Source organism: Brumimicrobium mesophilum, assembly GCF_003025005.1.
GTDB lineage: Bacteria > Bacteroidota > Bacteroidia > Flavobacteriales_D > Crocinitomicaceae > Brumimicrobium > Brumimicrobium mesophilum.
The window spans coordinates 256,772-282,706 of sequence record NZ_PVSS01000004.1; the positions used below are offsets into that span (position 1 = coordinate 256,772).

Below are 25,935 nucleotides of genomic sequence, written 5' to 3' on the forward strand. Positions count from 1 at the left end.
TTTTTAATCGAATTTTTTAAATGCTTCAATAAATTCAGGAAATACTTTTACACTTGATTGGCTTTTAAAATCAAAGCAAACTAATTTTGAAGATCCAGTTGTTCTCAATTCGCCATTCACCTTAACTTCATAACCAAAAGTGAAGCTTTTTGCCCCAATTTCCACTAAATGTATGGAAATTTCAGGACTATCATGAAGAAATATAGGTTTTAAATAAACAACTTCATTCTTAACCAATAAAGTTCCTTGTTTTTGATAATTCCATTCTTCCCCAACTAATTGGTTAAAAGAATTCATTCTTGCTTGCTCAAAATAACTAAGGTAAACAGCATTATTTACATGTCCCATCATATCACAATCAGCAAATCTCACTTGTATTTTGGTTGGTTTTATCATTTATCTAGTTTTGAAAATTTTGAATTGTTACTTATAAATTCTGGAACTATTTGTTTCATTTTTGCTACTATAGCTTCATTATTTTGACCATTAAATAACACAATTAATTCTTCTATTTTTTCATTTATTCCTGCTTTCGTCTGACAATTTCTAGCAATTAATATTTGAGGATGATGAGTTGGTAAAGTATTTTCTTCATTGGCCAGAAGTTCTTCATACAATTTTTCTCCTGGTCTTAATCCAGAAATTTTAATTTCAATATCTTTATTAAGTTCCAATCCAGAAAGTCGAATCATTTTCTTCGCCAAATCAATAATTTTGATGGGTTTCCCCATGTCAAAAACGAATATTTCACCTCCTTGCCCCATTGCTCCCGCTTCTAAAACAAGCTGACATGCTTCTGGAATAGTCATGAAAAATCTTGTTACTTCAGCATCAGTAACAGTTAACGGACCACCTTGTTCAATTTGTTTCTTAAATAATGGAATCACAGAACCATTTGAGCCTAATACGTTACCAAATCTAGTCGTTACATATTGTGTTTTAGATATTTCATTTTTTGACTGTGCATAAATTTCAGCAATCCTTTTGGAAGCCCCCATTACATTGGTAGGATTAACAGCCTTATCGGTTGAAATAATTACAACTTTTTCAACCTTAAATTCGTCTGCTAAATCAACTATAATTTTCGTACCTAATACATTAGTCATTATTGATTCTGAAGGATTATCCTCCATTAAAGGCACATGTTTGTATGCCGCAGCATGAAAAACGATTGATGGATTAAGGGTATTAAACAGGTTCTTCATTCTACTGTAATCGCGCACACTGCCAATAACAACTTCAATATTTTCAGAAATTTCTTGAGCTATTAGTTCATTATGAAAATCATACAATCCTGACTCCCATTGATCCAATAAGACTAACTTTTTCGGTTTATAATTAATCACTTGTTTTGCAATCCCACTTCCTATAGATCCTGCCGCACCTGTGATGAGAATAACCTTATCCCTTATTTGTTCTTTAACAACCTTTATTTCTAAATTAATAGGGTCGCGACCTAATAAATCATCAATATTAATCTTACGAATTTGGTTTAAGCTAAATTCGCCATCTATCCAATTTGAGAATTTCGGCACTCTTTTTATAGTTACATTTTTCTCTAAACACAATTCTACAATATCCGTAATGTTCTTTTTTATTGGGTTTTGAATGGCAACAACCAATTCTGTAACAGACTGCTTATCAATAACTAAACCTAACTTACTTGAATGAAAAATTGATGTTCCTTCTAAACGGTTCCCTTCTAGTTTTTTATTATCATCTAGAAATCCCACAACCTTTGAGTGGATTGATGGATCCTTTTCAATTGTTCTTTTTGTGATTAGTCCAGAAACTCCAGAACCGTAAATTATAATGTTACTTTTAATCTCGTCTTTTGGCTTATTTATTTCGAAATAAATGATCTTTACTGTAAACCTTAAACCAATCATTAAAAGTAATGAAGCCAAAAATTCAACAACGATAATTGATATTGGTAATATATACTGACCATCAATAAAAAAATATCGAATTGCGCCAGCAAACGAAATGATTAAACTATAAGATAATAAGGCAAAGAATATACGTTTTACATCTTCCAAGGAAGTATGTCTAACCAATCCTTTATGGATTTTAAAAAAATAAAATACAACCGGCTTAAGTAATAAAATAAAAGGAAGAGAATATTTAATATAATCCCATTCCTTTGCTAAATTCTTCGAGTCAGTATAAAAATCAAATCTAATTAAATAGGCCAACCCAAGAGCGAGCAATGCAATAAAGATATCCAGAATAATGACAACCCACCTTGGAGTATTATCAATGTCTAAAAAACTAGTTGTATGTTGAATTTTACTCATTTAGTAACTTAAAGTAACAATCACTAAACTAACCTGAAAGAGTAATAATTTAGTTTTTCAATAAATTCGACCTTATATAAAATTAGAGACTTAAATTATAAATTTATGACTCAAAAACCTCTTTTAACTCGCTTGACATGTGGTTAAACAAATTTGTCAAAGGTTTTTTTACCATCATTTTTAAGAAAGCATTTACCTCACCATCAAAAGCAATATGTCCTTCTGTTTTACCTTCCAAATCATTTAAATGAACAGTTAATTTGAATGGAAAAGGAGATTTTTCTCCTGAAACCATATGAATTTCTTTATTTTCAGAAAGTTCACTTTGAATTAAAGAAATAGTAATTCCTCCTTGTACTTTAAATGAACAATCTTTTTCGGTTCCTTTAAAATCTTTAACTTCATCTTTAGGCAAAAGTTGGCCCAGATTCTCGCTATTAGTTAAAAACATGTACACCTCTTCAATTGGTGCGTTTACAATTGCTTTATTGCTATCTATCTTCATAATTTTCTTTTATTTCCCCCAAGTAGAAGGAGAGATTCTCCACTCTCGTAGGGAAGCCATGTCTTTTTCGGTTACTGTTCCTTGTTTCAAAGCAATTTTTATCATCACTTCATAATTAGAAAGTACATTCAATTGGCAATTTGCTTCTTCAAATGCTTTCGTAGCAGTTTCGAAACCATAATTAAAAATAGCTAAAACTCCCTTTACATTTAAACCTGCTGCCCTCAATGCTTCTACGGCTTTTAAACTACTTCCTCCTGTTGAAATTAGATCTTCTATCACAACAACGTTTGAGCCACTAGAATATTCCCCTTCAATCATGTTTTCTAAACCATGACCTTTTGCCGAAGAACGAACATATACAAAAGGAACACCTAATTCCTGAGCAACCAAAGCTCCCATTGCTATTCCACCAGTTGCAACTCCAGCAATTATATCTGGTTTACCAAACTCTTCTAAAACAGCCTTCGAGAAACCTTGACGTATGAACGTTCGGATTTTTGGGTAAGAAAGTGTTTTACGATTATCACAATAAATTGGTGATTTCCATCCAGAAGACCAAGTAAATGGATCTTTGGGTTGAAGTTTAATTGCTTTAATTTGCAATAAATATTCTGCTATCTTCGCAGCGTTATCAATATCATTAATCATAATTACAAATGTATAAAGTTTTTGTCGATAATATCTCGATTTACTTCCAAAAAGATGGAATCTTTAAAAGTAATATTTCATCTCAATATTTTCCTGCTATTTCAGTGGCTGATTATAAATTATTTATAGAAGAAGTAAATAAAATCAACCTCAAGGAAAAAGTTGTTGTGTTTAGCCCTGATCCAAAAGCTCAATTATTGGAGTTTTTTTCCAATTTCAAATGGATAGAAGCCGCTGGAGGAATAGTTTTGAATACAACTACCAATCAAGCTTTATTCATCCATAGAAATGGTTTTTGGGATATTCCAAAAGGAAAACTTGAGAAAAATGAGAATCCGGAACAGGGTGCAATTCGCGAAATTGAAGAAGAATGCGGATTAGGGAATTTGAAGATCCTAGGAGAACTATCCCCTACTTACCATACTTATTTTGCTTATGGCAAACATGTAATAAAGAAAACACATTGGTTCTCCTTAGTAACTGACGAATTAAATGTAACTCCTCAAATCGACGAAGGAATCACTGAAGTAAAATGGTTTGAGACAGATAATTTGAACCTTATCAAAAATAATACTTTCACTTCTATTTTAGATGTGATGGAGGAATACTTTGGTAAATGAATATGAGCAAAAGGAGTATTTATTAGATTTTCCTCAATTTGGAAGGATGATTTGCAAATCGAACCTACCAGGCGCAAATAATGACATCTATAAATTAAAAATCAGATAAATTTAAAGTCCACTCTCCTATTTCTTTGCTTTCCTTCTTTGGTTTTATTGGTATCAATGGGTTGCCTTTTTCCTTTGAAGTCAATTTCCAATTTCTCAGGTTCAATTCCTTGGTTTTTAAAATATTCCCGAATGGCTTTTGCACGCCTTTCTGATAGTCCAATATTATATAGATCCGTTCCAACAGCGTCTGTATGACCAGTGATTTCAACACGTAAATCATGAATACCATCTAATACACGAGCCATTTTATTTAAATAAGAATAAAACTCAGGTTTAATTTCCGACATATCATGATCGAAATATATGGGTTGAAATTTAAAATTTTGTTGCTCTATTTTCATTAGTTCTGGGGCCGGATAACCTTTATTGTATGCTTTTACAAATCTATGTTTCCAAAGGTGGGTAGATTGGGGATCTTTTTCGGTTGATACATTATGGTCTGAGCGAAATAACACAATTTCACCTTGGTTATTTCTGCAATCCGTACTTTTAAAGCGTCCTTTTAAATAAGCTGTAGAATCATCAAATTCTAATTCATAGGTTAATTTGCAAACAGGTGATTTTCTTGTGTTTGACGATCTTTTTAAAGTTTTTTCCGAAATTGAGATTGTGTTCCTCTTAATTGTTCCTTCATATGCTTTCACAGCAAATTCTACTTCGTCAAGCAATTCAATTCTCGATAGGCCAGATACTTTATTAACATTACTTGAAATTTCAAGGTAAATAACATCAGCATCCTTAATATCTTGACCATTAGTAATTATAATTCCAGACCAATTGCCAGAAAAATCTTGAGCATTTGAACAAAATGAAATACACAGTAATATAAATAGTATAGCTTTTTCCATGAATACCGACAAAGATTCAAAAAATGTTCCATTCTACAAGTACAACTGTATATATAATATGAATTAATGCATTAGAAAATAATATTACACATTCCCAATTCCATAATTTTCAATAGATTCTTTTCAATACGACAAACTTTGAATACATCAATTTAATAGTCCCTAATTAATGGATAAGCAAATTTTAAAAAATTACTATATGCAATCTTAAAGTCTATTTAAAATAGGTACTTTTGCAAAATAGTTTATCAATATGAAAGTAATAAAATTTGGGGGTACTTCATTAGGTACAGCTTTAAGAATGAAAAAGGTTGCAGAATTAGTTGCAAATGAAAACGCCATCGTGGTACTTTCTGCAATTAGTGGGACAACGAATAGTTTAACTGAAATTGTTCAACTTCTTTATAAGAATGAGCGCAACACCGCTAAGGAAACAATAGTAGAACTAAAAAAACACTATGAAAAATTCATTAATGAATTATTAAGCTCGGAAGAATACTCCGATAAGGCTCATAATTTAATCAATAGTCATTTCAACCATATAGATTCGTTTACAGAAGACTTATTTACCATACATGAAGAAAAGACAATTTTAGCACAAGGAGAATTGCTTTCTACAGCATTGTTCAAACTATACTTAGAAGAAATCAATGTAGGATCATGTTTATTATCTGCTCTGGATTTTATGCGCATTGATAAAGACTTAGAACCTGATAGTTTTTACATTCAGCATAATTTAGTTCGTGAATTATCCACTTGTGAAAGTAAATTATACATTACCCAAGGATATATTTGCAGGAATTTCTTTGGCGAAATTGATAATTTAAAACGTGGAGGAAGCGATTATACGGCAGCCTTAATTGGAGAAGCAGTAAAAGCAAGTGAAATCGAAATCTGGACAGATATTGATGGAATGCATAACAATGACCCAAGAGTTGTTGATAAGACATATTCAATAGAGCGTTTATCTTATGATGAAGCGGCGGAATTAGCCTATTTTGGAGCAAAAATTTTACACCCAGCTAGTGTTTATCCAGCACAACTAAGTGGTATTCCTATTTCTTTGAAAAACACTTTAGACCCTGACAAAGTTGGAACTATCATTGAAAAAGAAGTTGGAGAAAGAGAATTTACTGCCGTGGCAGGTAAAGATGGGATAACTGCAATAAAGATCAAATCTGGTAGAATGCTACTGGCTTATGGATTTTTAAGGAAAATATTTGACATTTTTGAGAGATACAAAACACCGATAGATGTAATTACTACTTCGGAAGTTGCAGTTTCTTTAACAATTGATGACCACACCAATCTAGATGCTATTTATGATGAATTACGTTATTTAGGTGAAGTTTCAATTCATAAGGATCTTTCAATAGTTTGTGTAGTAGGTAATTTTTCACATGACAAACGAGGATCAGGTAATAAAATTTTCGATTGTTTAAAAAACATTCCAATTCGCATGGTTTCATATGGTGGAAGTCAACACAATGTTTCTGTTGTCATTGAAACACAATACAAGAAGGAAGCGATGATAGCACTAAATCAAGGACTGTTTAATCAATAAATCATGGAGACAAAAGACCTTATTCAGCATACAACTCCCTTCTATTGTTATGACTTGAAATTACTCAATGAAACATTAGAAGAAGCAAAGAAGCACGCAAAAAAATATGAGTACCACATTCATTATGCTTTAAAAGCAAACACCCACAACAGAATTCTAAATAGTATTCAAGAAATAGGATTCGGAGCAGACTGTGTAAGTGGAAACGAAGTAAAAAAGGCCCTTGAAATTGGATTTCCAACCTCAAAAATTGCTTTTGCTGGTGTTGGAAAAACAGATGAAGAAATATTGATAGGATTAGAAAATGAGATTTTCGCCTTTAACTGTGAATCGATTGAAGAAATTGAGGTCATTAATCAATTAGCTAAGGAGCAAAACAAAACTGCTCGAATTGCGCTAAGATTAAATCCGAATGTGGATGCATATACACATAAATATATCACTACTGGATTAGAGGAAAATAAGTTCGGAATCAATAGTTGGGAATTAGAAAACTTAATTGAGTTGCTGCCTTCATGGGCTAATATTGAACTAACAGGTTTACATTTCCATATTGGTTCTCAAATTACATCAATGACTCCTTTCAAAAATCTTTGTATTCGTGTGAATGAGTTAAATAAATGGTTTAGTGAAAGAAATATACGTATCCAACATCTTAATTTAGGAGGTGGATTAGGCATCGACTATAACGAACCTGAAAAGAATCCAATTCCAGATTTTGAATTATTCTTTGGCGTATTTAATCAATTTTTAGAGCCATTTTCTCATCAAGAAATACACTTTGAATTAGGTAGGTCATTGGTTGGGAATTGTGGAAGTTTGATTTCTAAAGTGTTGTACATTAAAAAAGGAATTAAAACTAATTTCGCTATTCTAGATGCAGGAATGACTGAATTACTTCGTCCAGCAATTTATCAAGCATATCATTATATTGAAAATATCACTACAGCTTCTGACAACAAAGAATTTTATGATGTTGTAGGACCAATTTGTGAATCTTCAGATTGTTTCGGTAAGAAAATGGAGTTGAAAGAAACTAAACGTGGAGATTATGTTAAAATCCACAGTACAGGAGCTTATGGCGAAGTGATGTCTTCAAAATACAATTTGAGAGAACAGAATCCGGTGGTCTTTCTTGATTGATTATTGGGTTACCAAGATAAGTCGTTTTTAGTTAAAAAGGGATTCCTCGTCGTTTCACTTCATCGGAAAGACGGCTTTTTGTTGGTCTGGGAGGGGTTAAGTTTGCTCAAACTTCGCTTGAGCAAACTTAACCCCAAAGACTTCCCTACGAACTGTCATTCCGAAAGTTGAGAAAATCTTAGATTTTACCAGCTGAGGAATCTCTTCTTTTCTTTAGATAAAATTTAACTTCAGGCAAAGTTAATTTATACGATTCTTGGCTGAAATTATTTTAACAAATTGAAATAAGAGGCTTAACTATTACCGTTATATTTCTTATTTTCAAGCTCTAAAATATTTAAAAAAGACATATTTTGAATTCTATACATTCAACTTTACCAAGAGATAAAAACTATATATTTACTGCACTATTTTTAGTCTTGATTAATTTTATACTGAAAGTATGGTTTCTTGGAGAAAACTCATTGGGTGGCGATGAACCTTTCAGTGTTTATCATGCACAAATGGATGTGAGCTCGATTTATCAAATCCTAAATGAAGGAAATAATCCTCCCTTTTATGAAATATTCTTGCATTATTGGATAAAAATATTTGGCATTTCAGAATTTTCTGTGCGTTTTCCATCCTTGATATTTAGCTCTATAACTGTTCTTTTTATTTATAAATTAGGTCTAAAACACTTAAATCCACGAATAGCTCTTTACACTTCTCTGTTTTTTATCTTTTCGAATTACCACATCATATTCGCACATGAAGCCCGAGTTTATGCTCTTTTAGGAATGCTTTCGGTTATGTCGATGTATTTATTTTTAGAAGTGATTCAAAGAATTTCAAGAAAGAAAGCCTCAGTTAACCGTCAAAATAAAAAGAGTTTAATTAAAAAAATTATTCCCTTAGTATTGATCAACGCATTGATAATTTATTTCCATTATTTTGGGTTTTTCATATTGTTTGTTCAATTTCTTTTCTTTTGCTCGAATAAACCACTAATCACTCAATATTGGAAACAGTTTTTATCGGTCATTTCACTTATCGTCATTCTTTACCTTCCAAATCTCATTGTATTTATCAATCGCTTTTTAACTTCTTCTGGAGAAGGTACTTGGATGAAAGAACCTGATGGAATTGTTGATTTGTATAACATGATTTGGAAATTTACCAATGCGCCAATTATTGCAGCTTTGTCCATTACAGTTTTGATTGTGGCTTTGGTGAAATTTTTAATTACGAAAAGAAATGAAAACACACCTCTACCCTTCCGATTAATGATATTTTGGTTCGTATTTGTGTTCTTTTTTATGTTTGGAATTTCATATATAATTCCAATGTTTTTAGACCGCTATTTAATGCCTGCAGCTATTGCATTTTGTTTTGTTGTGGCTATTGCGATGGATTATTTAATTAAAAAACCGAAATTTCAATACATTATTCCTGCGATTATGTGTCTATTATTAATCGTTACGGTTGATCCAAATAAATCCAATAAAAGAAATACTGAAGAAGCCGTAAACAAGGTGATGTCTTTAATGAATACAGATACACAGGTGATTATTGCACCAAAGTCCTTCGTATTAGATTTCTCCTACTATTATAATAAAGACATATTCAAGAAAGTAAACACAAATGAGATCTATTCTGACATTAACGCATCCTTAAAAAAGAATAACATCCATGGCATTTACCATATTGATGAAGTTGATATTTCAAATTGGGAAAACGTTATCTATTTAGATGCCTCAGCAGATTTTTTGAATCCAAATAACAATATAAACCCTACTCTGGATGAAAAATTCGAGAAAACAAGTCAACATAATATCTATGAGATTTTTACGATTTCAGAGTTTAAAAGGCAAGAATAAAATATTAAAGCAATTAATAAAATAGACAATGAAACATTTAATATCTACACTCTTTTTGATAGTTAGTTTTTTCTCTTTCACACAAATAGATGAGGAACTTGAGAACCAAGAATTCGATCTCGACATAACCACTCAAGAAGGTATTGACCAGGTGCTGACCAATTTATTCTCCTTTGTTGGCGATGATTTTGACTCGGTAGATGTACAACTTCTTTTATCTGGAGAATTGATTGCAACTATAATGGTTCAAAAATCCTCGACTGAGAACAATATTACTTACGGGGATATTTATGCGAAAATGTTGAACATCAAACAAAGACCAGAATATTCAGAATACAAAGAAAATTCAATAATTATTCTTGATTTTTCGAAAAGACCTGCAGATTATAATAATTGGGAGAAGGATGTTGTTTTATTGAAGCGAATAGAAATTGATACTCAAACATTAGAGTCCATTAAACAATATATTAAAGAAAAAGGTAATCCAAACTTAACTTATGAAGAAGTGTTGAACGAATTTTATGAGGAGCAAGATGAAAAAAATAAGACGGCCGAATCTCATGAAATACATCAAAAATTCTATGATAATAAACTTTTCAATGAAGTAAAAATCCTTGAAGAAAGTAAGGAATTAGACAAACCTATCCTTCTATATTTTACTGGTTATAACAATGTAAATGGTAGAAAAATTGAGCAAACAGTATTGGTCAGACCTCATGTAGCTGACATGATTATGGACAATTTCATTTTTGTTCCAATATATGTAGATGAAAAAACAAAATTACCACAGGAATTGCAAAAGGAAGTAAAAGATGGTGATAAGTCAAGATTTATTAAAACCGTTGGAGATAGAAATTCATTTTACCAATATTCCCGATTTAATTCAGATACTCAACCCTATTTTGTAGTTTTAAACAGTGACAATGAAATTATTGAAGTAGCGGATTACGATTACAATACAATTGAAAAATTCACTTCATTTTTAGAATTATCTTTAGAAAATTACAACAAGCAATAAATTCTAACAATTTATGGAAACTCAAATATTTGAAAAAACATACGCTCATCCTTTACTAAGGAAACCTGAAATCCTAGCGATAGCAGAAGCTCATAAATGCATAAAATTAAAGAAAGGTGAGAGTTTCCTAGAAGCAGGATCTGATTCTAACAGCTATTTTATTCTCACGAAAGGCTTGATGCGTTCTTATGTTATCAGTCATGACGGTGAAGAAATCACAACTAATTTTTTCAGCAATAATGATATTGTAATTGAAGTTTCATCGCTATTTCAAAGAATAAAATCTCAAGAAAACATTGAGGCGATTACAGATTGCGAAGGTTGGGAAATTCAATTCGATGATTTTCAAAAACTATTTCATTCTATGGAAGGCTTTGTTGAATGGGGACGCGCTTGGATGTCCGGAATTCTTTTCGAAATGAAACAGCGTTCTATTTTCATGATTACAGAGGACGCCACCACGAGATATCAGAATTTGCTTGTAGAAAAGCCTTCAGTCATAAAACACACCCCTTTAAAGTACATTGCTTCATATTTGGGGATAACCAATTCCTCTTTAAGTAGAATTCGCAAAGAAATATAGGCGAAACTGAAGAAACAGTTTTTAATTGCCATAAGACAATTTATAATTAGTCTCATTACATTAATTTAGTATTCAATCTTAAAAATAAAATTTTATGGAATATGTTAACCCTATAGTTTGGTTCGAGATTTATGTAAATGACATGGAGAGAGCTACTAAATTTTACGAAACAGTTTTAGATGTTAAATTGGAATCAATCCCAAGTCCAACAGATGACCCTATGGAAATGAGATCTTTTCCCGGAGACATGGAAAAACATGGTTGTAACGGAGCACTTGTAAAAATGGAAGGATTTGACGTTGGTAAAAATGGAACAATCATTTATTTTGCAAGTAAAGATTGTACAACAGAGGAAAATCGCATTGAAAAAGCTGGAGGAAAAGTGATTAGACCTAAAATGGCAATTGGAGAACATGGTTTTATTACACTTTTTACTGATACAGAAGGAAATATGATCGGTTTACATTCCATGGATTAATAACTTTTCAGTTTTAAATTGCTAAGAAATTCAGTTACTTAGCAATTTAAAATATATATAAGTCTTATTTTCAAAAGAATTCACCTTAAAACTTTTTTATGGACAAGAAAAATACTTTCCAATCGGTAGATGAGTATTTTAATGCACAACCCAAAGAAACGAAGAAGATGCTTCTAGAACTTAAACAATGTATTTTAAAGGTAAATCCTGAGGCGGAGGAATTATTCAATTACAATATTCCGTCTTATACATTGGTGAAAGGAGGAAAACGAGAACAGCAAATAATGTTTGCTGGTTATAATAAACATGTGGGTTTTTATCCTCATCCAACAACCATAGTTGAATTTAAAGATAAATTGAGTGATTACAAAACAAGTAAGGGAACTGTGCAATTTTCTATTGACAGACCATTACCTATTGAACTTATTATTAAAATGATCACATACAGAATGAACGTTTTAAGGGATTGATTATCGAGGTGAAAATGTTAAAAATCAACTTTTTTCAAAACTTTTCCCCAATTTTTATGTCACCCGATAATAAGTGCGTATTTTTGTGCACATTTTAATTTGAAATAATGAAACGTATTACTCAATACAAAAAACTTTTTAACGTTGAATCAACTATTGATTTAGCAGAATTGAAGAAAACTTACCGTTCTTTAGTTAAGGAATGGCATCCAGATAAATTTCAGGAACAAGATGATAAAGCTCTGTTAGCTGAGGAAAAAAGTCGCGAGATTACCCAAGGTTACGAGTTCTTAATTAGTATTGCTCCAGCAACTAAAGAAAACAATTTAGTTGAATATGAACACATTCTTGACACTTGTGGAATTGTTGATTTTAACTGGAAAAACCAAGTTTTAGAAGTTGAATTTACAAACGGTAGTACTTATGAATATTTCGGGGTTTCAAAACCGTTATACATCAAATTTGTGAATGCAGACAAACAATTCAGATTTGGTAAAAGAAAGATTTTCACAACTTGTTTATATAGAAAATCGAAAAGAGATTTAGAAACAGCGTAGCCGAGAAGAGTTTTGAGTCTAGAGTTTTGAGACGAATAAACTATTTTTTTGCTATATTGATATATTTGAATGCCGGTAGCTTTAAGTTATCGGCATTTTTATATTTTATAGCATTACCATGCATTGAAACGCCACAAAAAATAAAAAACTGTCTTCGCACCAAATCCTTTCAGATCTTTATGCAAAGACAGTTTCAAAATTTATATTAGGAAAAAGAGACCTAAGATTTTAAGCTAATGCAACGTTTACCGCATCCATTCCTTTTCTACCGCGAACGATATCAAAAGTAACTTTATCGTTTTCGTTAATGTCATATGTTACGTTATTTACGTGGAAGAAGTATTTTTCTCCAGAATTATTATCATTAATAAATCCAAATCCTTTACTACTATCGTAAAATGCAACTGTACCAACATTTACATCTGGTTCACCTGAATCTTCTTTTTTAGGAACACCGATTACAATGTCTTCTGCTTCGATTTCTTCAACTACTTTCTCTTGCTCTTCCGGTGGAGTGTTAGTTAAATTTCCATAAGCATCAACATAAGCAATCATATCGTCCAAAGATCCGCCTTGGTTGTTGTCTTCATTACGAGACTCTCTTTTGGCCATTTTATCTTTCTTCTTCTTAGCTTTTTTCTTTTCTTTCTCTCGTTTACTAAACGATTCTTGCGATCTACCCATTTATATTTTTAAAATGTTTTGTGCTTTTTGTTACGAAAAGCGTATTAATTGTACAGATAATTGATATCAGGGTTGGTATAACAAATCCAACTCCTCAAAATTAAGGAAAAATTGGTGAAAAACGCAAATTTATTTCACTAATAAAATGAGTATTATTTTTATTAAGAATGTATCTTATTTGCTTTCAATCCAATCAGTGATAACTTTATCTGTTGGAAGTGTTTTAGAATAATAGATTTGCTCCAACTTCCCATTACTACCGATTAAGTATTTTTGAAAGTTCCATTTAACTTCACTATCCATTTTTCCGTTCATTGATTTAGTGGTTAGAAATGCGTACAAAGGATTAATTTCATTTCCTTTTACACTTGTTTTAGACATCATTGGAAAAGTTACTCCATAATTTTTTTGACAAAATGCAGCAATCTCGTTATCAGTTCCTGGCTCTTGTTTCATAAAATCATTACTTGGAAATCCTAAAATCACAAAGTCATCTCCACCATATGTGTCATATAACTCTTGTAATTGCTCATATTGAGGTGTGAATCCACATTTGGAAGCTGTATTAACAATTAATACTTTTTTGCCTTTATAAATAGATAAATCAATCATTTCTCCATCTATAGACTCCACTTTGAAATCATAAATTGTTTTTTCCTGTGCAAATATGAAGCTTGCGCCTGCTAACAGTATTGATAAGATTAATGTTTTCATCTTTGAGTTGTCTTTTGATGTGTTTGAATATTGGTATAATAACATATTTAAAGTGAAATTGTTTTAATTTCAATATCTATTAAAGCCCTCTCCCTCGGTTCCTCTCCAAAGAGGGGTGTTAACAAACCATTTTTTAAAAGAAATTTAGCTTCGAATTATTAACGATAAAACAATTCTACGGTAGTTGCACCTTTGCCATATTTTCGAAAATCAGCATCATAAACCTCTAACCCTTCTTTACCGCTAAGAAATTGACGAATTTCAGATTTAAGAACTCCCTCACCTATTCCATGTATTACAATTATTTTGCGAATATTTTTCTCTCTGGCTTTTCTAAAGAAGCGTTTGAATTCTAATATTTGATAACTCAAAAGTTGTCCATTACTCATTCCTTTTTCACTGTCCATTAAAACATGGGTGTGTAAGTCAATTTCCCAGAAATCTTTATGTTTTGAAATATCTCCTAAATCATCATGATAGCTCACAGTTTCATCAATGACATCATTAATATCAAAATTACTACTTAAAACATTACTTTGGTCACCAATGATGGCGTTGAGTTCATTGATTGGGAATTCTCTATCGAATCCCGTTTCGTCTTCAACAATAACGTAATCCTCATTTTTATAAGATTTTACGATTCCTCCTCCTACTTCTTTGAGAAAACCTACTTTCTCACCTATTTTGAAACGCATTTATTATTGAATTGAAATCTGTGATTATTAAAGCATAAGCTGATAACAAGATACCTCCAGCCCAAAGTACCATCATGAATATTTTAAAAAACACTCCTGCGTCTTTTTTGGTAGGTGGAAATAAAACTCCCTCCACTTGTTTAGCCACTATTTGATTGTATCGGTCTTCTTCATTATATTCTTCAATATCATTTAAAACTGGAGTGTGTTCAATAATAATACGCTTTATTTTAGAATAAGTTTTGTTGGAAATGTCTTCATAATTAGATTCAAACTCTATATCATCGTCTTTCATATCTTTGCGAATCAAATATAACTTGTGCTTGTTTTTAATTCTAAACCCTAGCAATAATCCAAAAATGATTAACAACCAAGAATTAAAATACAATCCAGTAACTGCAATAGCCAAAGATGAGATTATTGTGAAAATTAATTGCGTAAATTCATAATTATTAAAGAATAAAATTCGCATTAACTGACCGCCATCTAAAGGATCTATCGGAATTAAGTTCATTACGTTGAGCATAATTAATATCACTCCTAATTGAATCGCTAAAGAAGTTGGAACTCCCCAACCATAGATCAAAAGACAAGCTCCTATAATAATTCCAGGTAAAGGCCCAGCAATAACCATTAATGAACTTTCAATTTGAGAATATTCTTTCTTTCGACCCGATACCATTGCCCCCATGAATGGAATAAATAACATATTAAGTTCCTCGTAGTTGAATAATTTCATCATTAAGAAATGACCTAACTCGTGAAACAACAACACTCCTAAAAGTATAGAAATGAGCAAGTAATCATCGATAATTAATGAAAAAGTTATCGCGAAAATTACCATTGAAAGAAAGGTCAATGATATATGACCACCGCTTTTCTTTTTAATTAAAATCGGTTTTGGGGGGTAATGTGGTTCAAAATTTTCCATCTCTAATCAACAAATTTAGTTTAATTCAAGTTTATACACAAATTATATATTATTTTCGTCTCCTATGATTCAAGCCAAAAATATTACCAAGGCATACGACCAAGTTGAAGTACTTAAAGGTATAGATATTTCTGTTAAGGAAGGTGAATTAATATCAATAGTTGGTGCTTCTGGAGCAGGAAAGACAACTTTACTTCAGATTTTAGGCACGCTTGAGTCTCCAGACCAAGGAATTTACCAAGTTGGTGATAAACTTCCTTTTGAGTTAACTCAAAAACAATTGGCTCAATTTAGAAACCAATCTATTGGTTTTGTTTTCCAATTTCATCAGTTACTTCCAGAATTTTCAGCAATTGAGAATGCTATTCTGCCTGCATTAATTCGTGGAGATCAAAAAAGTGTTGCTGAAAAACGAGCGAAAGAATTGTTTTCGTTTCTAAATTTAAAGAATAGAGACGATCATAAACCTTCTGCCTTGTCTGGAGGTGAACAACAAAGAGTTGCTGTAGCAAGAGCATTAATGAATAGTCCAAAAGTTATTTTGGCGGACGAACCTTCTGGGAATTTGGATACAAAAAACTCGGAAGAACTTCATCAATTGTTCTTTAGTTTGCGTGAAAATTTTGGACAAACCTTCGTAATTGTGACGCATAATACACAGCTCGCAGATATTTCTGACCGTAAACTTGAAATGGCTGATGGAAGATTTATCTAGTCTTAATTTCAACGAAATAGAAAATTTACTTAATGTAAAGGTTCAACAATTTAATACGATTGATTTCATTAAAGACGACCCTGTACTTCTGCCCCATCGTTTTGGTAAAAAACAAGACATTGAAATCATTGGTTTTATAGTTGCATTGATTGCTTGGGGGAAAAGAAAAATGATTATCGACAATGGAAATAAGTTGATTGATCTCATGGAAAATTCACCTTTCGAATATGTGAAAAATTACGAAACGGGAATGCTATCTGAAAAGGCTTTTGTTCACAGAACATTTAACACACAAGATTTAGACTTTATTCTTCGTGCATTAAAAAACTGCTATGCTAAGAACGACTCTCTCGAAGCTTGGTTTTCTTTAAATTCCGACGAAAAAGGTGTTAAACAAAGAATAATCAACTTTCGTAAAACCTTTATGGAGATTCCGCACGAAAAACGAAGCGAAAAACACATTGCAAATCCTGAAAAAGGTTCGGCCTCCAAAAGAATAAACATGTTTTTGAGGTGGATGGTGCGAAAAGATGAGAAAGGCGTAGATTTCGGTATTTGGAATTCAATTGACATGAACGAATTGTACGTTCCGCTTGATGTCCACACAGGAAACGTAGCCAGAGCACTCGGATTAATCACTAGAAAACAGGACGATTGGAAAGCGCTTGAAGGATTAATGGAGAATTTACGTAATATGGATGAAAATGATCCATGTAAATACGATTTTGCATTGTTTGGATTGGGTGTTAGTGGAGAATTGGTAAAAGAGTGAGAATGATAATCAAAAATTATTGTAAGGGCACTTACAGAACTTCTCAAATATTTAATATAAACATTAGAAATGGCCTATAAAAAACTAAAATTATGGTTTGACCAAGAATTAGCTGAATTGTTGGCCGATAAAATTATTGCTCTCTACCCTATTTTTAATAAGTCTTCTTTTGTAAAAGCAATAAATCAAAAGATATCAAATCTTGAATTAAAAGATCGTATTGCAATAATAGCAGACGAATTAGGCAATCATTTAACTACAGATTACGATACGAATGCCAGAATTTTAACTCAAATTTTAGGACCAGAAAACGAAGAAGAAACAGGAATGTTCACCAATTTCTATTGGATTATGCCGATTGCGAAATACGTTGAAAAATATGGACTCAATCATTTTGAAACTTCAATGCACTTAATTGAAGAAATCACGAAAAGAAACACTGGAGAATACGCTATTCGATCATTTATAGAAGCTTATCCTCAAAAAACAATGAATAAAATGTTTGAATGGTCAACAAATTCTAACAAGCATATTCGTCGATTAGCCAGTGAAGGAGGCAGACCTAGACTTCCTTGGGCACCAAAATTAGATTTATTCATTGAAGACCCTTCACCTTTGCTTCCTATTTTAAACAATTTAAAAGATGATCAATCCAAATATGTTCAAAAATCTGTAGCCAATTGTATTAATGATATTTTAAAGGACAATAAAGAAATTGGACTCCAATTAATAGAAAGTTGGAAAGAAGAAAATATGAGTAAAGAGCGTAAATGGATAATTAAACATGCGCTAAGAAACTTGATAAAAAATGGGGAAATAAAAAATGGATAATTAAATCAAGCTACTCCTTAATTGCGCGATTCACATAGATTGTAAATGCATCAACATCATTTTTACTGATGTGCCTATTATATTTCTTTATGATTTTTTTCACCAATAGTCCATTGTATTTCACATAGTGAACAAATACAGTGAATTCATGTAGCTTTATTTCTTTTGTAATTAACTCCCTTTCACCTGAAGTTAATTCCAATAAATCCAAATGTTTGTCTAAACTCATTTCTTTATTCATGTTGTATTCAAAATGAGCGATGTTTTTATTAAAAGGAATAGAGTCAAATATTTCTCCTAATTCATATAAACCAAAACAAGCGTCATATCCATAGTATAGTTTTCCTGAAGAATCAAAAACTATAATTTGGGTCGTACTTTGAGGATAAGCTTTTTCTATTTTATAATTGTAAAACGCATAAGGACTTACGTTAATGCTGTCTTTATAAATTTGGGGAAGTTGATAAGAATAAGTGGTGTCACCTCCCATTTTTGACAAATAAGAATTGTACTCATTGCTATCCTCTATTTTTGGATCTTTCTTTGAAACAAGATAAGGAATCAAGCAAGCACTAAAAGCGAATACAATTAGCGAGAACAATAAGAATTTGATAAACTTCATGAAAAGTTAATTTAATTTTGAACAATATATAAAAATCCTTTAATTAGAATCCTATGCTCATATATACTATCAGCATATGGAATTTACTTCTATTGTATTTTTTATACTTTATTCACAATTACATAAATAACTGTAAATTAAATATTTGACTAACAAATGAATTCAACCTTAAAAGAATCCACTTGATGTAAATACTAATATTCGCTATATTAAAAGGATATCAAAAACAAATATCAATACTAACATTCTAATAAATCTAAAACAATATGAAATCAAATAATTACATAAAAACGATTCTTCAATTATGTTTAACAGCTCTTTTAACACTTTCATTTACAACTGAAACTATTGCCCAAAAAGTTGTTCCAAAAGATGGAAAAATCGAACATAAAGGCGGCGAACGTCCAAGTATTTATGTCAACCTTGATCCAGAACCAAAACCTCTAAAAAAGGCATGGAAATCTTATTTGAAGGACAATTATGATTTTAAAATTAAAGGGATTGGCTTTCTTAGTAATAAGGATTTGCTCTATCGTGAAGACGTAATAATTCAAAAGTTATCAACTAAGCGCATGGATTTTTATACTAAAATTGTGGAAGACGAGGTTGGATCTGAAATGACCGTTTTTGCTTCATTTGGTTATGATATTTACATAGATAAGAATGAGACACCTGAAGAATATGCAATTATGACTAAAATGTTGAATGACTTTTTAGCTTCTTACTTACCTGATTACTATGAAAGTGAAGTTAAGGAAACTAAAAAACGTGTAAAAAAATTATCAAAAGAAGTAAAGGGGCTCAACAAAGACATTAATAAGAACAATGAGGATATTGAAGAAATGACTGAGGAAATCGAAAAACTTAGCAAAGAAGTTTCAGAAAAGGAAGCAGCCTTGGAGATTGCCAATACGAAACTTGGTGAAAGACAAGAAAAATTGAAACGAATAAATAGTAAACTTAATAGTCAATAAAAGAATAATTGCCTAGGGAAAGCATTCACTTGAATTGGTGGATGCTTTTTTCATTCTAAAATGAATGTTCTACCTTTCAATTTCTATTATTTCTTAACTTTACGGTTAATGGAGAATATTTCAAACAGAGCTTTAATCAGTCGATTATTTAGATCAGCAGAGGAACAACTAGAAGACGCCCAATACGATTCAGAAAAATGGTCCGAATGGTACCAGGTTGTACAAGATTTGACTATTCCTGAAAAAATGGTATTCATCATTGTAAAAATGAATCAATCCGTAACAAGAGGAGGATTTTCAGAGTTTTATGAAACATCATACGGTGTTTTCGCTCCAGAAATCATTCATGTTCTAAATGAAATTAAAGCTATTGAATCAGCTAATATCGTTTCAGACTCTATGACCGTTGTAAATCCGATAGGACTTTTGGATAACGATTTTAAATCCTTTGTATTTGGAATTCAACTTTCAGAACCTCAAAGAATGAAACTTTATACTTGTGATGTAAGATATGATCAATTGCAAGATTTGGAGAATCTAGAAGATTTACTGGGAAATTACCTTAAAGAGATGATTAAGTTATAAAAAAAGTGAAGAGAAATATTTTTTTGCCATATTATGTGCATATTTAGGTGAGAAATTCAATATGAACCAAGTTGCGAGAATAAATTAACGCTTGCAATTAGTATTTGATAAATTTAAATAAAATCATAATTATGAGAAAAGTATTAGTTATATCACTATTGGTTATCGTAGCAATTATCATTGCAGTCTTGACATTTATAGTTGGGGCAATCAAATTTTTTATAGGAGGAATTTCATTAGCCGCTTTAATCGTTATTCTGCTTATCGTTTGGTTGGCTTGGAAAATTAAGGATTAAATTAAGTAGGATACAAATCCTACTTTCAGGGATTAATCAGTATTTTATTGACTCAGTAATTACTTTTGGCAACCCAGTATAAGACTAACAATACACATTAATAACAATTTAGTATTTTTTAAGACATCCAGATATAACATAACCAATTTTGGGTTGTACATTAGTGCCCACTAAAAAAATCTTAGTTTCATTTATATGGATATTAATAAAGACTACACCAATCAAACTATTCAACTTCAACCTGATTACGAAGGAGAGGTTATAGCAACACTTATTGCATCAAAAGCCAATCAAGGAAATCGAAAAAGCGTACTATATCTCCATGGATATGTTGATTATTTCTTTCAAGCACATGTAGGAAAAAAATTTATCGAAAACGATTTTGATTTTTATGCACTAGATTTACGAAAATATGGTCGTTCACTTATGGATCATCAACATCCAAATTACTGTAAAAATATTGAAGAATATTTTGAAGAAATCACAATTGCGATTCGACAAATACATTCTGATAGTAATGGTGAGGTTTATGTGCTAGGTCACTCAACTGGTGGTTTAATTGCAGCCAACTATATGAATTTTGGAGAAGAGAAAGACCTAATTAAAGCGCTAATCTTAAATTCACCATTTTTGGATTTTAACCAATCAGACCTAACTCAATCTCTTGTTTATTTAGCATCACTTCCAGTTGCGGGACTATCTAAATATGCAAAAGTGAATGGTGCCTTATCTCCCGCTTATGTAAAGAGTATTCATAAAGATTTTCATGGTGAATGGGATTTTGATTTAAAGTTGAAACCTGTTAAAGGATTCCCAACCTACTATAAATGGATATTAGCAATGCGTTCTGCCCAAAGAAAATTGAGCAATTCAAATATTAGAGTTCCTATTTTAGTGATGCATTCACACACTTCAGAAAAAATGTCTAAATTCTCAGAAAAAGCGATGAAGCAAGATATTGTTTTAAATGTAATGGATATTAAAAGAGAAGGCATGAAATTAGGACAAGAAGTAACTTTATCTAAGATAGACAATGGTATGCATGACTTATTTTTATCAACAGAAAAAGCTAGAAAAAACGCCTTTTTTAAAATGTTTGATTGGTTAAAGAATTTGAAATAATTTCAATGAAACAATTGTTACGCACAAGTAAATTTGAGATTGGTAAGTTTATACTTTAAAACAAAAAGATGAAAGAAAGACTTCTTACCAATTGGACAATTCTACGGGTAATTTATTTAGTGCTAGGAACTATGGTAATTGTCCAAACAGCAATGAGCCGTGAATGGATTGGTGTCCTTTTTGGAGCATATTTCGTCTCCATGGGACTTTTTGCTTTTGGTTGTGCATCGGGAAATTGTTCTGGGGGAAATTGCTCGACTGATTCTAAACAAAATCACAACAACAAAACGGAAGACATCACTTTTGAGGAAGTCAAGGTTAAATAAGATATTGATTTCAAAGGAAAATCTAAATTATTGATTACACTCCACTGTCTTTGTCTACCAATATCAACAATTTCTCCACTAATTCTTAATTACTACTCTATGCTGAACTCGTTCTCCTTCAGATTCCAGAATTAGAATATAAACTCCAGAATTGTAATCTAAATTAAGATTTATCATTTCTGACTGAGAATATTCTCGCGCTATGAGTACCCTCCCATTCACATCCACAAATTGCAAATCAATAGTTTTGAAATTACTTCCAAGATCGATAGTCAAAGCATTGCTTGTTGGATTTGGATAAACCGAAATCTTAGAAAGTAAGTAGCTTTCAATTTCACTGGTCAAAAATAAATCATAACACGCGGAGGTATCTATGCATAATCCCGATTCAATTTCAACAGCAAACAGTCCTGATGTTTGCGTAGTAAAAGTTTGATTTACTGCTCCTGCAACCGGTTGAAGTGTTTGACAATTAAACCACTGATAATTTGCACCTACTGCATTTGCAAATAGCGTTGAATCATTCAATGTAGTTACTCCGGTATCAACACTCTGAATAGTAAGATCTAAAATAATCGTAGAATCACAGCCAAATGAGTTTGTTAGATTCTGGTAATATATTCCTGAACTGTTATAATTAACTCCATCCGACCAGGTATAATTATCACAAACTGTAACATTTTCAATAGTACTATCACCAGTAATGATTGTCAAGTCTAAGGTTACAATAGAGTCACAACCCATAGAATTTGTCAGGTAATTATAATATGTCCCAGAATTAGTATAAGTAATTCCATTTGACCAAGTCAAGCTATCACATTCTATTAAAGTTTCCGTAGCGGAATCCGGTAATAGAATTGTTAAGTTAAGTGTGAGTAAAGAGTCACAACCTCTATAATTAGAAATTGTATCATTAAAAACACCTGAAGAAGTATAGGTATTCCCATGCCATTGATAGCTTTCGCAAGCAGTTATCGTTTCACTTGCAGATGTTGAGGTACAAACACTGTATCTCGCAAGGAAGAATTCTGAACCATTTCTTACTTTCAACACTTTTTCTGCTTCTCTTGGAACAAAATCAGCATCATAATAAATCTCTCCTGAAATAACAATATTTCCTTTATTATCATACCGGACAAGATTAAAACTAGAAAATCCATAAATTGAAATATCAGAAGATTCTTCCATATTTACTACCCATTTTAAAGTTCCCAAAGAATCATAAACAACAGTATATACCGCACCTATACCATTACTTATAGAGTACGAAGAAACTAACGCAACCGTGTCTGGTGAAGGGTCCACATCCATAAAATCCGGGAATTCTGAAGCAAACCATCCAGTAAAGAAGACACCGGTAAAAACAATGTTTTCTTCGTCATTAATGTCTATACCTCTTGGAATAGAAAATGCTCCCTCATGATCAATAACCCAATCTAAGGCACCATCCAAAGACTTATATCTCGCAATGAATGTTGTACCACCATTTAATACAGTTGTATTGGAGGCACCTGGAACTGGATCGAAATCACAAGAACCTGAATAGGATCCTGTCAAATATACATGGTTAGCGCCAACGACCAAAGATCTCCCTCGGTTTTCACCAGCATCACCTAATGCAAATCCCCATTGTAAATTTCCCGACGAATTATATTTAACGAGTAAGATATTAGAATTTGTAGTTGAATTTAATATAAACGAAGTTGATGATGGGTCAATATCAATATCTTGTTCAAAAGATCCTGTAATAAATATATCGTCATTATTATTCACGGCAATATCAAAATAACCTTCTTCTAGAATACCAAAATCTTTAACCCATAGAAGACTCCCATTTGAGTCATACTTAACTATAAATGATTTTCTCCAAGACCCATAAGTAGCGGCAGGAGAAGTTAGAATATGTTGTGATGCGGAAGGATCAAAATCGACACTACCTTTATAATAGCCAAAAACCAAAATATTATCAGAACTATCCACAACTATTTTTTGGGGAGAAACGGAACTTGTACTGGTCATATTTTCTAATGGGAATCCCCACAAATAATTACCATTGGAATCATATTTAGCTACCAATCCAGAGGATGCGCTTTGACTAGAGAGTATTGCCACTGAAGGAGATGGATCAAGATCAGTTACTCCAATACTTGTAGCAGCAATATAGCTATTTCCGCTACTATCAACTGCTATTCCTCCGTTTAACATTATAGAATCTAAAGTAAAACCCCATTTATAGTTTGCCAAAGAATCATATTTTACAAAAAAGCAACCTTTCTTAAAAAGTTGATTGTTTGAAGTAGGATCAAAATCTGAAACACCTTCCAAATAACCTCTAACAATAGTACTTCCTTCAAAATCTGTTACAATATTTGTTGCATAATCATCAAGCTCATGAGTGTTGGCAATTGAAAATGAAAAACGTCCTATTCTAGCACCATTTTGAAAATCACCATTAACGGAGTAATTAGCCATGAAACTTAAGCGACCACCAGCAAATACCGAAGATGCATAAACATAATGGGTATTTGACGAGGGATCCAAATCAGCCAGACCTTCATAAAAAGATGTTATTATTGGCTCTTCTAATGCGTTCACAGTGACATTTGCCGTTATAATTTCATCATCACATTCTATTACTTTTGCAAACAATGCTCCTCCGCTAGCGCTGTTTTTACATAGAAAACCATTAAATTTGTACGGGCTTAAAAAGTTTCTAATTCGTCCCACAGTATAAATATCATCAACACTGTTAAAAGCAAATTTAGTGACCTGATAATAATCCGTTCCAACCTTATCCACACTTATTAGAGCAGAGGTAGTATCGTACAAAGCAACATAAGACCCTTGAGATGTAGTTCCATTTATAAAAGCTGATCCTGCACCAAAGTCAAAATCGAAAGATTGAGTATTGTCATTAGTATAAACACCAACTACTCCAATTTGATTTTGAGAGTTAATCTTAATGTCTCTCATTCGAACATAACCACCTACATCTTGGTATAAATTTCCCCAGACAAAACTACCTGTACTATCATATTTTGCAATTGTATTTGCACCATCTAAGGCTAAATAATAAGATTGCGAAAAAAGTGGTCCTTGAACAACTTCAAAAACATTATTCGATGGATCAATATCTACTGTGTCTTCTAATTCAGAAAGAACATAAATACCTCCAACTGAATCAGATTCAACGGCATAGCCATTATCATCTCCGGATCCGCCATAGGAAAAAGCCCATTCATATTCACCATTTTTATCATATTGTACAAGAAATGCATCTTTACTGGCAATCCAACTTGTTGAAATTGTATCTGATTGTGTTAAATTACTAAAATAAGCTTGGTGTCGAAAATCACCTGTTACCACAATTTTTCCTTGTGCAGTAACTCCAATATCTGTTGGTTTCAGAATTGAGTTGCATTCAATACGTTTAATCCATTCATACTCGCCAATGCCATTAAATTTCAAAATGAATCCATTGACATTTGAATTACCATTTGCGGCTGTAGATTTTATATAAGCTCCATGAACGACTGGGTCATAATTAAAATAACCATGAAACCAACCCGTTAAAAATATATTTCCAGTGTTATCAAAATCAATTGCAGTAACTTCACATGCTTGACCTCCAAAATCTTTAGCCCAAAGAAAATCTCCTAAAGCATCATATTTAGCAATAAAAAGACTACCCAAATGACCATGACCATTGGCAGTAAGTACTTCAGAGTTACCACTAGGATCAATGTCTGCTCTAAATCTAAAAGTCCCGTAAATAAATGTTTCTCCTTGATCATTAGATTCTTGACCATAAACTTCAACACCAGAACTACTAATGGATGTGTCTTGTGCGACAAGTGCCCAGTCTAAACCATAGGTTTGAGCGGAAATCGTGTTCAACAACACTGAAAAAAGTAATAAGAGTAGATATTTCATAAGTAAATATTTGAGCTTAGAAGCAACAAAA

At 31.9% G+C, this 25,935-nt stretch carries 28 protein-coding genes; 17 read left to right on the top strand and 11 right to left on the bottom strand.

From position 1 onward, the window contains the following. Positions 1 to 3 precede the first annotated feature (3 nt). From C6368_RS05790 to pyrE, 4 genes are all read right to left on the bottom strand, one after another. A complete protein-coding gene (locus tag C6368_RS05790) occupies positions 4 to 396 on the bottom strand; it encodes an acyl-CoA thioesterase (protein ID WP_107038239.1) in 393 nt (130 codons plus the stop codon). Beyond that, the gene (locus C6368_RS05795) at positions 393 to 2,297 is read right to left on the bottom strand and encodes a polysaccharide biosynthesis protein (RefSeq protein ID WP_107038240.1); all 1,905 of its coding nucleotides are present in this window, start codon (positions 2,295 to 2,297) and stop codon (positions 393 to 395) included. Before C6368_RS05795 ends, C6368_RS05790 begins: the two co-directional genes overlap by 4 nt. 103 nt (positions 2,298 to 2,400) lie before the next feature. Continuing rightward, positions 2,401 to 2,802 carry an SRPBCC domain-containing protein gene (locus C6368_RS05800; protein WP_107038241.1) on the bottom strand — a complete coding sequence of 134 codons (402 nt, stop codon included), beginning with the start codon at positions 2,800 to 2,802 and terminating at the stop codon, positions 2,401 to 2,403. A 9-nt stretch (positions 2,803 to 2,811) separates the two neighbouring features. Then, positions 2,812 to 3,453 carry an orotate phosphoribosyltransferase gene (gene pyrE / locus C6368_RS05805; RefSeq protein ID WP_107038242.1) on the bottom strand — a complete coding sequence of 214 codons (642 nt, stop codon included), beginning with the start codon at positions 3,451 to 3,453 and terminating at the stop codon, positions 2,812 to 2,814. Positions 3,454 to 3,461: 8 nt separating this feature from the next. Between pyrE and C6368_RS05810 the strand changes: the two genes are divergently transcribed. Next, positions 3,462 to 4,073, top strand: a complete 612-nt coding sequence (locus C6368_RS05810; RefSeq protein WP_107038243.1) for an NUDIX hydrolase — start codon at positions 3,462 to 3,464, stop codon at positions 4,071 to 4,073. 101 nt (positions 4,074 to 4,174) lie between these two features. Here C6368_RS05810 and C6368_RS05815 read toward each other — a convergent pair whose 3' ends face one another. Then, positions 4,175 to 5,032, bottom strand: a complete 858-nt coding sequence (locus C6368_RS05815) for an OmpA family protein (RefSeq protein WP_107038244.1) — start codon at positions 5,030 to 5,032, stop codon at positions 4,175 to 4,177. 253 nt (positions 5,033 to 5,285) lie between these two features. On the opposite strand from C6368_RS05815, the gene C6368_RS05820 reads away from it, so the two are divergent. The 8 genes from C6368_RS05820 (at position 5,286) to C6368_RS05855 (ending at position 12,704) form a co-directional block, all read left to right on the top strand. Continuing rightward, positions 5,286 to 6,596 carry an aspartate kinase gene (locus C6368_RS05820; RefSeq protein WP_107038245.1) on the top strand — a complete coding sequence of 437 codons (1,311 nt, stop codon included), beginning with the start codon at positions 5,286 to 5,288 and terminating at the stop codon, positions 6,594 to 6,596. Positions 6,597 to 6,599: 3 nt separating this feature from the next. Further along, positions 6,600 to 7,739, top strand: coding sequence for a diaminopimelate decarboxylase (gene lysA, locus C6368_RS05825; RefSeq protein ID WP_107038246.1), 1,140 nt, complete (start codon positions 6,600 to 6,602; stop codon positions 7,737 to 7,739). Between the two features lie 353 nt (positions 7,740 to 8,092). Beyond that, on the top strand, positions 8,093 to 9,598 hold the full coding sequence (locus C6368_RS05830; protein WP_107038247.1) for a glycosyltransferase family 39 protein: 1,506 nt from the start codon (positions 8,093 to 8,095) through the stop codon (positions 9,596 to 9,598). A 28-nt stretch (positions 9,599 to 9,626) separates the two neighbouring features. Further along, positions 9,627 to 10,616, top strand: coding sequence for an aldehyde dehydrogenase family protein (locus C6368_RS05835; protein WP_107038248.1), 990 nt, complete (start codon positions 9,627 to 9,629; stop codon positions 10,614 to 10,616). A 13-nt stretch (positions 10,617 to 10,629) separates the two neighbouring features. Continuing rightward, complete coding sequence (locus C6368_RS05840; protein ID WP_107038249.1) at positions 10,630 to 11,199, top strand: Crp/Fnr family transcriptional regulator; 570 nt, start codon at positions 10,630 to 10,632, stop codon at positions 11,197 to 11,199. Positions 11,200 to 11,293: 94 nt separating this feature from the next. Then, complete coding sequence (locus tag C6368_RS05845; protein WP_107038250.1) at positions 11,294 to 11,677, top strand: VOC family protein; 384 nt, start codon at positions 11,294 to 11,296, stop codon at positions 11,675 to 11,677. Positions 11,678 to 11,775: 98 nt separating this feature from the next. Next, entirely contained in the window at positions 11,776 to 12,147 is a 372-nt protein-coding gene (locus C6368_RS05850; protein WP_107038251.1) for an iron chaperone, read from the top strand. 107 nt (positions 12,148 to 12,254) lie between these two features. Next, on the top strand, positions 12,255 to 12,704 hold the full coding sequence (locus C6368_RS05855; protein WP_107038252.1) for a KTSC domain-containing protein: 450 nt from the start codon (positions 12,255 to 12,257) through the stop codon (positions 12,702 to 12,704). A 228-nt stretch (positions 12,705 to 12,932) separates the two neighbouring features. Here C6368_RS05855 and C6368_RS05860 read toward each other — a convergent pair whose 3' ends face one another. The 4 genes from C6368_RS05860 to C6368_RS05875 form a co-directional block, all read right to left on the bottom strand. After that, positions 12,933 to 13,388, bottom strand: coding sequence for a cold-shock protein (locus C6368_RS05860; RefSeq protein WP_107038253.1), 456 nt, complete (start codon positions 13,386 to 13,388; stop codon positions 12,933 to 12,935). 174 nt (positions 13,389 to 13,562) lie between these two features. Next, the gene (locus C6368_RS05865) at positions 13,563 to 14,102 is read right to left on the bottom strand and encodes a glutathione peroxidase (protein ID WP_107038281.1); all 540 of its coding nucleotides are present in this window, start codon (positions 14,100 to 14,102) and stop codon (positions 13,563 to 13,565) included. Between the two features lie 158 nt (positions 14,103 to 14,260). Further along, positions 14,261 to 14,797, bottom strand: coding sequence for a Smr/MutS family protein (locus tag C6368_RS05870; protein WP_107038254.1), 537 nt, complete (start codon positions 14,795 to 14,797; stop codon positions 14,261 to 14,263). Further along, positions 14,778 to 15,728 carry a site-2 protease family protein gene (locus tag C6368_RS05875; protein WP_107038255.1) on the bottom strand — a complete coding sequence of 317 codons (951 nt, stop codon included), beginning with the start codon at positions 15,726 to 15,728 and terminating at the stop codon, positions 14,778 to 14,780. The genes C6368_RS05870 and C6368_RS05875 overlap by 20 nt, the downstream gene beginning before the upstream one ends. A gap of 64 nt (positions 15,729 to 15,792) precedes the next feature. Between C6368_RS05875 and C6368_RS05880 the strand changes: the two genes are divergently transcribed. The 3 genes from C6368_RS05880 (at position 15,793) to C6368_RS05890 (ending at position 18,046) form a co-directional block, all read left to right on the top strand. Next, the gene (locus C6368_RS05880; protein WP_107038256.1) at positions 15,793 to 16,443 is read left to right on the top strand and encodes an ABC transporter ATP-binding protein; all 651 of its coding nucleotides are present in this window, start codon (positions 15,793 to 15,795) and stop codon (positions 16,441 to 16,443) included. After that, on the top strand, positions 16,427 to 17,215 hold the full coding sequence (locus tag C6368_RS05885) for a TIGR02757 family protein (protein ID WP_107038257.1): 789 nt from the start codon (positions 16,427 to 16,429) through the stop codon (positions 17,213 to 17,215). The genes C6368_RS05880 and C6368_RS05885 overlap by 17 nt, the downstream gene beginning before the upstream one ends. 69 nt (positions 17,216 to 17,284) lie before the next feature. After that, a complete protein-coding gene (locus C6368_RS05890; protein WP_107038258.1) occupies positions 17,285 to 18,046 on the top strand; it encodes a DNA alkylation repair protein in 762 nt (253 codons plus the stop codon). A gap of 10 nt (positions 18,047 to 18,056) precedes the next feature. Here the strand turns inward: C6368_RS05890 and C6368_RS05895 are convergent, their stop codons facing one another. Then, positions 18,057 to 18,668 carry a hypothetical protein gene (locus C6368_RS05895; RefSeq protein WP_107038259.1) on the bottom strand — a complete coding sequence of 204 codons (612 nt, stop codon included), beginning with the start codon at positions 18,666 to 18,668 and terminating at the stop codon, positions 18,057 to 18,059. Between the two features lie 266 nt (positions 18,669 to 18,934). Here C6368_RS05895 and C6368_RS05900 point away from each other — a divergent pair, with 266 nt between their 5' ends. The 5 genes from C6368_RS05900 (at position 18,935) to C6368_RS05915 (ending at position 21,971) form a co-directional block, all read left to right on the top strand. Then, positions 18,935 to 19,642 carry a coiled-coil domain-containing protein gene (locus C6368_RS05900; protein WP_107038260.1) on the top strand — a complete coding sequence of 236 codons (708 nt, stop codon included), beginning with the start codon at positions 18,935 to 18,937 and terminating at the stop codon, positions 19,640 to 19,642. Positions 19,643 to 19,750: 108 nt separating this feature from the next. Next, positions 19,751 to 20,227: a DMP19 family protein gene (locus C6368_RS05905; RefSeq protein ID WP_159038466.1), complete on the top strand. Its 477-nt coding sequence runs from the start codon at positions 19,751 to 19,753 to the stop codon at positions 20,225 to 20,227. A 131-nt stretch (positions 20,228 to 20,358) separates the two neighbouring features. Beyond that, the gene (locus C6368_RS17380; RefSeq protein WP_199851596.1) at positions 20,359 to 20,523 is read left to right on the top strand and encodes a hypothetical protein; all 165 of its coding nucleotides are present in this window, start codon (positions 20,359 to 20,361) and stop codon (positions 20,521 to 20,523) included. 195 nt (positions 20,524 to 20,718) lie between these two features. After that, entirely contained in the window at positions 20,719 to 21,645 is a 927-nt protein-coding gene (locus C6368_RS05910; RefSeq protein WP_107038262.1) for an alpha/beta hydrolase, read from the top strand. Positions 21,646 to 21,713: 68 nt separating this feature from the next. Next, positions 21,714 to 21,971, top strand: coding sequence for a hypothetical protein (locus tag C6368_RS05915; RefSeq protein ID WP_107038263.1), 258 nt, complete (start codon positions 21,714 to 21,716; stop codon positions 21,969 to 21,971). A 78-nt stretch (positions 21,972 to 22,049) separates the two neighbouring features. On the opposite strand, the gene C6368_RS05920 is transcribed toward C6368_RS05915, so the two are convergent. Continuing rightward, positions 22,050 to 25,904: a T9SS type A sorting domain-containing protein gene (locus tag C6368_RS05920; protein WP_159038467.1), complete on the bottom strand. Its 3,855-nt coding sequence runs from the start codon at positions 25,902 to 25,904 to the stop codon at positions 22,050 to 22,052. Between the last annotated feature and the right edge of the window lie 31 nt (positions 25,905 to 25,935).

Coding starts and splice junctions, on each gene's coding strand:
- C6368_RS05790 (WP_107038239.1), bottom strand. CDS start 396: ATGATAAAACCAACCAAAATACAAGTGAGATTTGCTGATTGTGATATG.
- C6368_RS05795 (WP_107038240.1), bottom strand. CDS start 2,297: ATGAGTAAAATTCAACATACAACTAGTTTTTTAGACATTGATAATACT.
- C6368_RS05800 (WP_107038241.1), bottom strand. CDS start 2,802: ATGAAGATAGATAGCAATAAAGCAATTGTAAACGCACCAATTGAAGAG.
- pyrE (WP_107038242.1), bottom strand. CDS start 3,453: ATGATTAATGATATTGATAACGCTGCGAAGATAGCAGAATATTTATTG.
- C6368_RS05810 (WP_107038243.1), top strand. CDS start 3,462: ATGTATAAAGTTTTTGTCGATAATATCTCGATTTACTTCCAAAAAGAT.
- C6368_RS05815 (WP_107038244.1), bottom strand. CDS start 5,032: ATGGAAAAAGCTATACTATTTATATTACTGTGTATTTCATTTTGTTCA.
- C6368_RS05820 (WP_107038245.1), top strand. CDS start 5,286: ATGAAAGTAATAAAATTTGGGGGTACTTCATTAGGTACAGCTTTAAGA.
- lysA (WP_107038246.1), top strand. CDS start 6,600: ATGGAGACAAAAGACCTTATTCAGCATACAACTCCCTTCTATTGTTAT.
- C6368_RS05835 (WP_107038248.1), top strand. CDS start 9,627: ATGAAACATTTAATATCTACACTCTTTTTGATAGTTAGTTTTTTCTCT.
- C6368_RS05840 (WP_107038249.1), top strand. CDS start 10,630: ATGGAAACTCAAATATTTGAAAAAACATACGCTCATCCTTTACTAAGG.
- C6368_RS05845 (WP_107038250.1), top strand. CDS start 11,294: ATGGAATATGTTAACCCTATAGTTTGGTTCGAGATTTATGTAAATGAC.
- C6368_RS05850 (WP_107038251.1), top strand. CDS start 11,776: ATGGACAAGAAAAATACTTTCCAATCGGTAGATGAGTATTTTAATGCA.
- C6368_RS05855 (WP_107038252.1), top strand. CDS start 12,255: ATGAAACGTATTACTCAATACAAAAAACTTTTTAACGTTGAATCAACT.
- C6368_RS05860 (WP_107038253.1), bottom strand. CDS start 13,388: ATGGGTAGATCGCAAGAATCGTTTAGTAAACGAGAGAAAGAAAAGAAA.
- C6368_RS05865 (WP_107038281.1), bottom strand. CDS start 14,102: ATGAAAACATTAATCTTATCAATACTGTTAGCAGGCGCAAGCTTCATA.
- C6368_RS05870 (WP_107038254.1), bottom strand. CDS start 14,797: ATGCGTTTCAAAATAGGTGAGAAAGTAGGTTTTCTCAAAGAAGTAGGA.
- C6368_RS05875 (WP_107038255.1), bottom strand. CDS start 15,728: ATGGAAAATTTTGAACCACATTACCCCCCAAAACCGATTTTAATTAAA.
- C6368_RS05880 (WP_107038256.1), top strand. CDS start 15,793: ATGATTCAAGCCAAAAATATTACCAAGGCATACGACCAAGTTGAAGTA.
- C6368_RS05885 (WP_107038257.1), top strand. CDS start 16,427: ATGGAAGATTTATCTAGTCTTAATTTCAACGAAATAGAAAATTTACTT.
- C6368_RS05890 (WP_107038258.1), top strand. CDS start 17,285: ATGGCCTATAAAAAACTAAAATTATGGTTTGACCAAGAATTAGCTGAA.
- C6368_RS05895 (WP_107038259.1), bottom strand. CDS start 18,668: ATGAAGTTTATCAAATTCTTATTGTTCTCGCTAATTGTATTCGCTTTT.
- C6368_RS05900 (WP_107038260.1), top strand. CDS start 18,935: ATGAAATCAAATAATTACATAAAAACGATTCTTCAATTATGTTTAACA.
- C6368_RS05905 (WP_159038466.1), top strand. CDS start 19,751: ATGGAGAATATTTCAAACAGAGCTTTAATCAGTCGATTATTTAGATCA.
- C6368_RS17380 (WP_199851596.1), top strand. CDS start 20,359: ATGAGAAAAGTATTAGTTATATCACTATTGGTTATCGTAGCAATTATC.
- C6368_RS05910 (WP_107038262.1), top strand. CDS start 20,719: ATGGATATTAATAAAGACTACACCAATCAAACTATTCAACTTCAACCT.
- C6368_RS05915 (WP_107038263.1), top strand. CDS start 21,714: ATGAAAGAAAGACTTCTTACCAATTGGACAATTCTACGGGTAATTTAT.
- C6368_RS05920 (WP_159038467.1), bottom strand. CDS start 25,904: ATGAAATATCTACTCTTATTACTTTTTTCAGTGTTGTTGAACACGATT.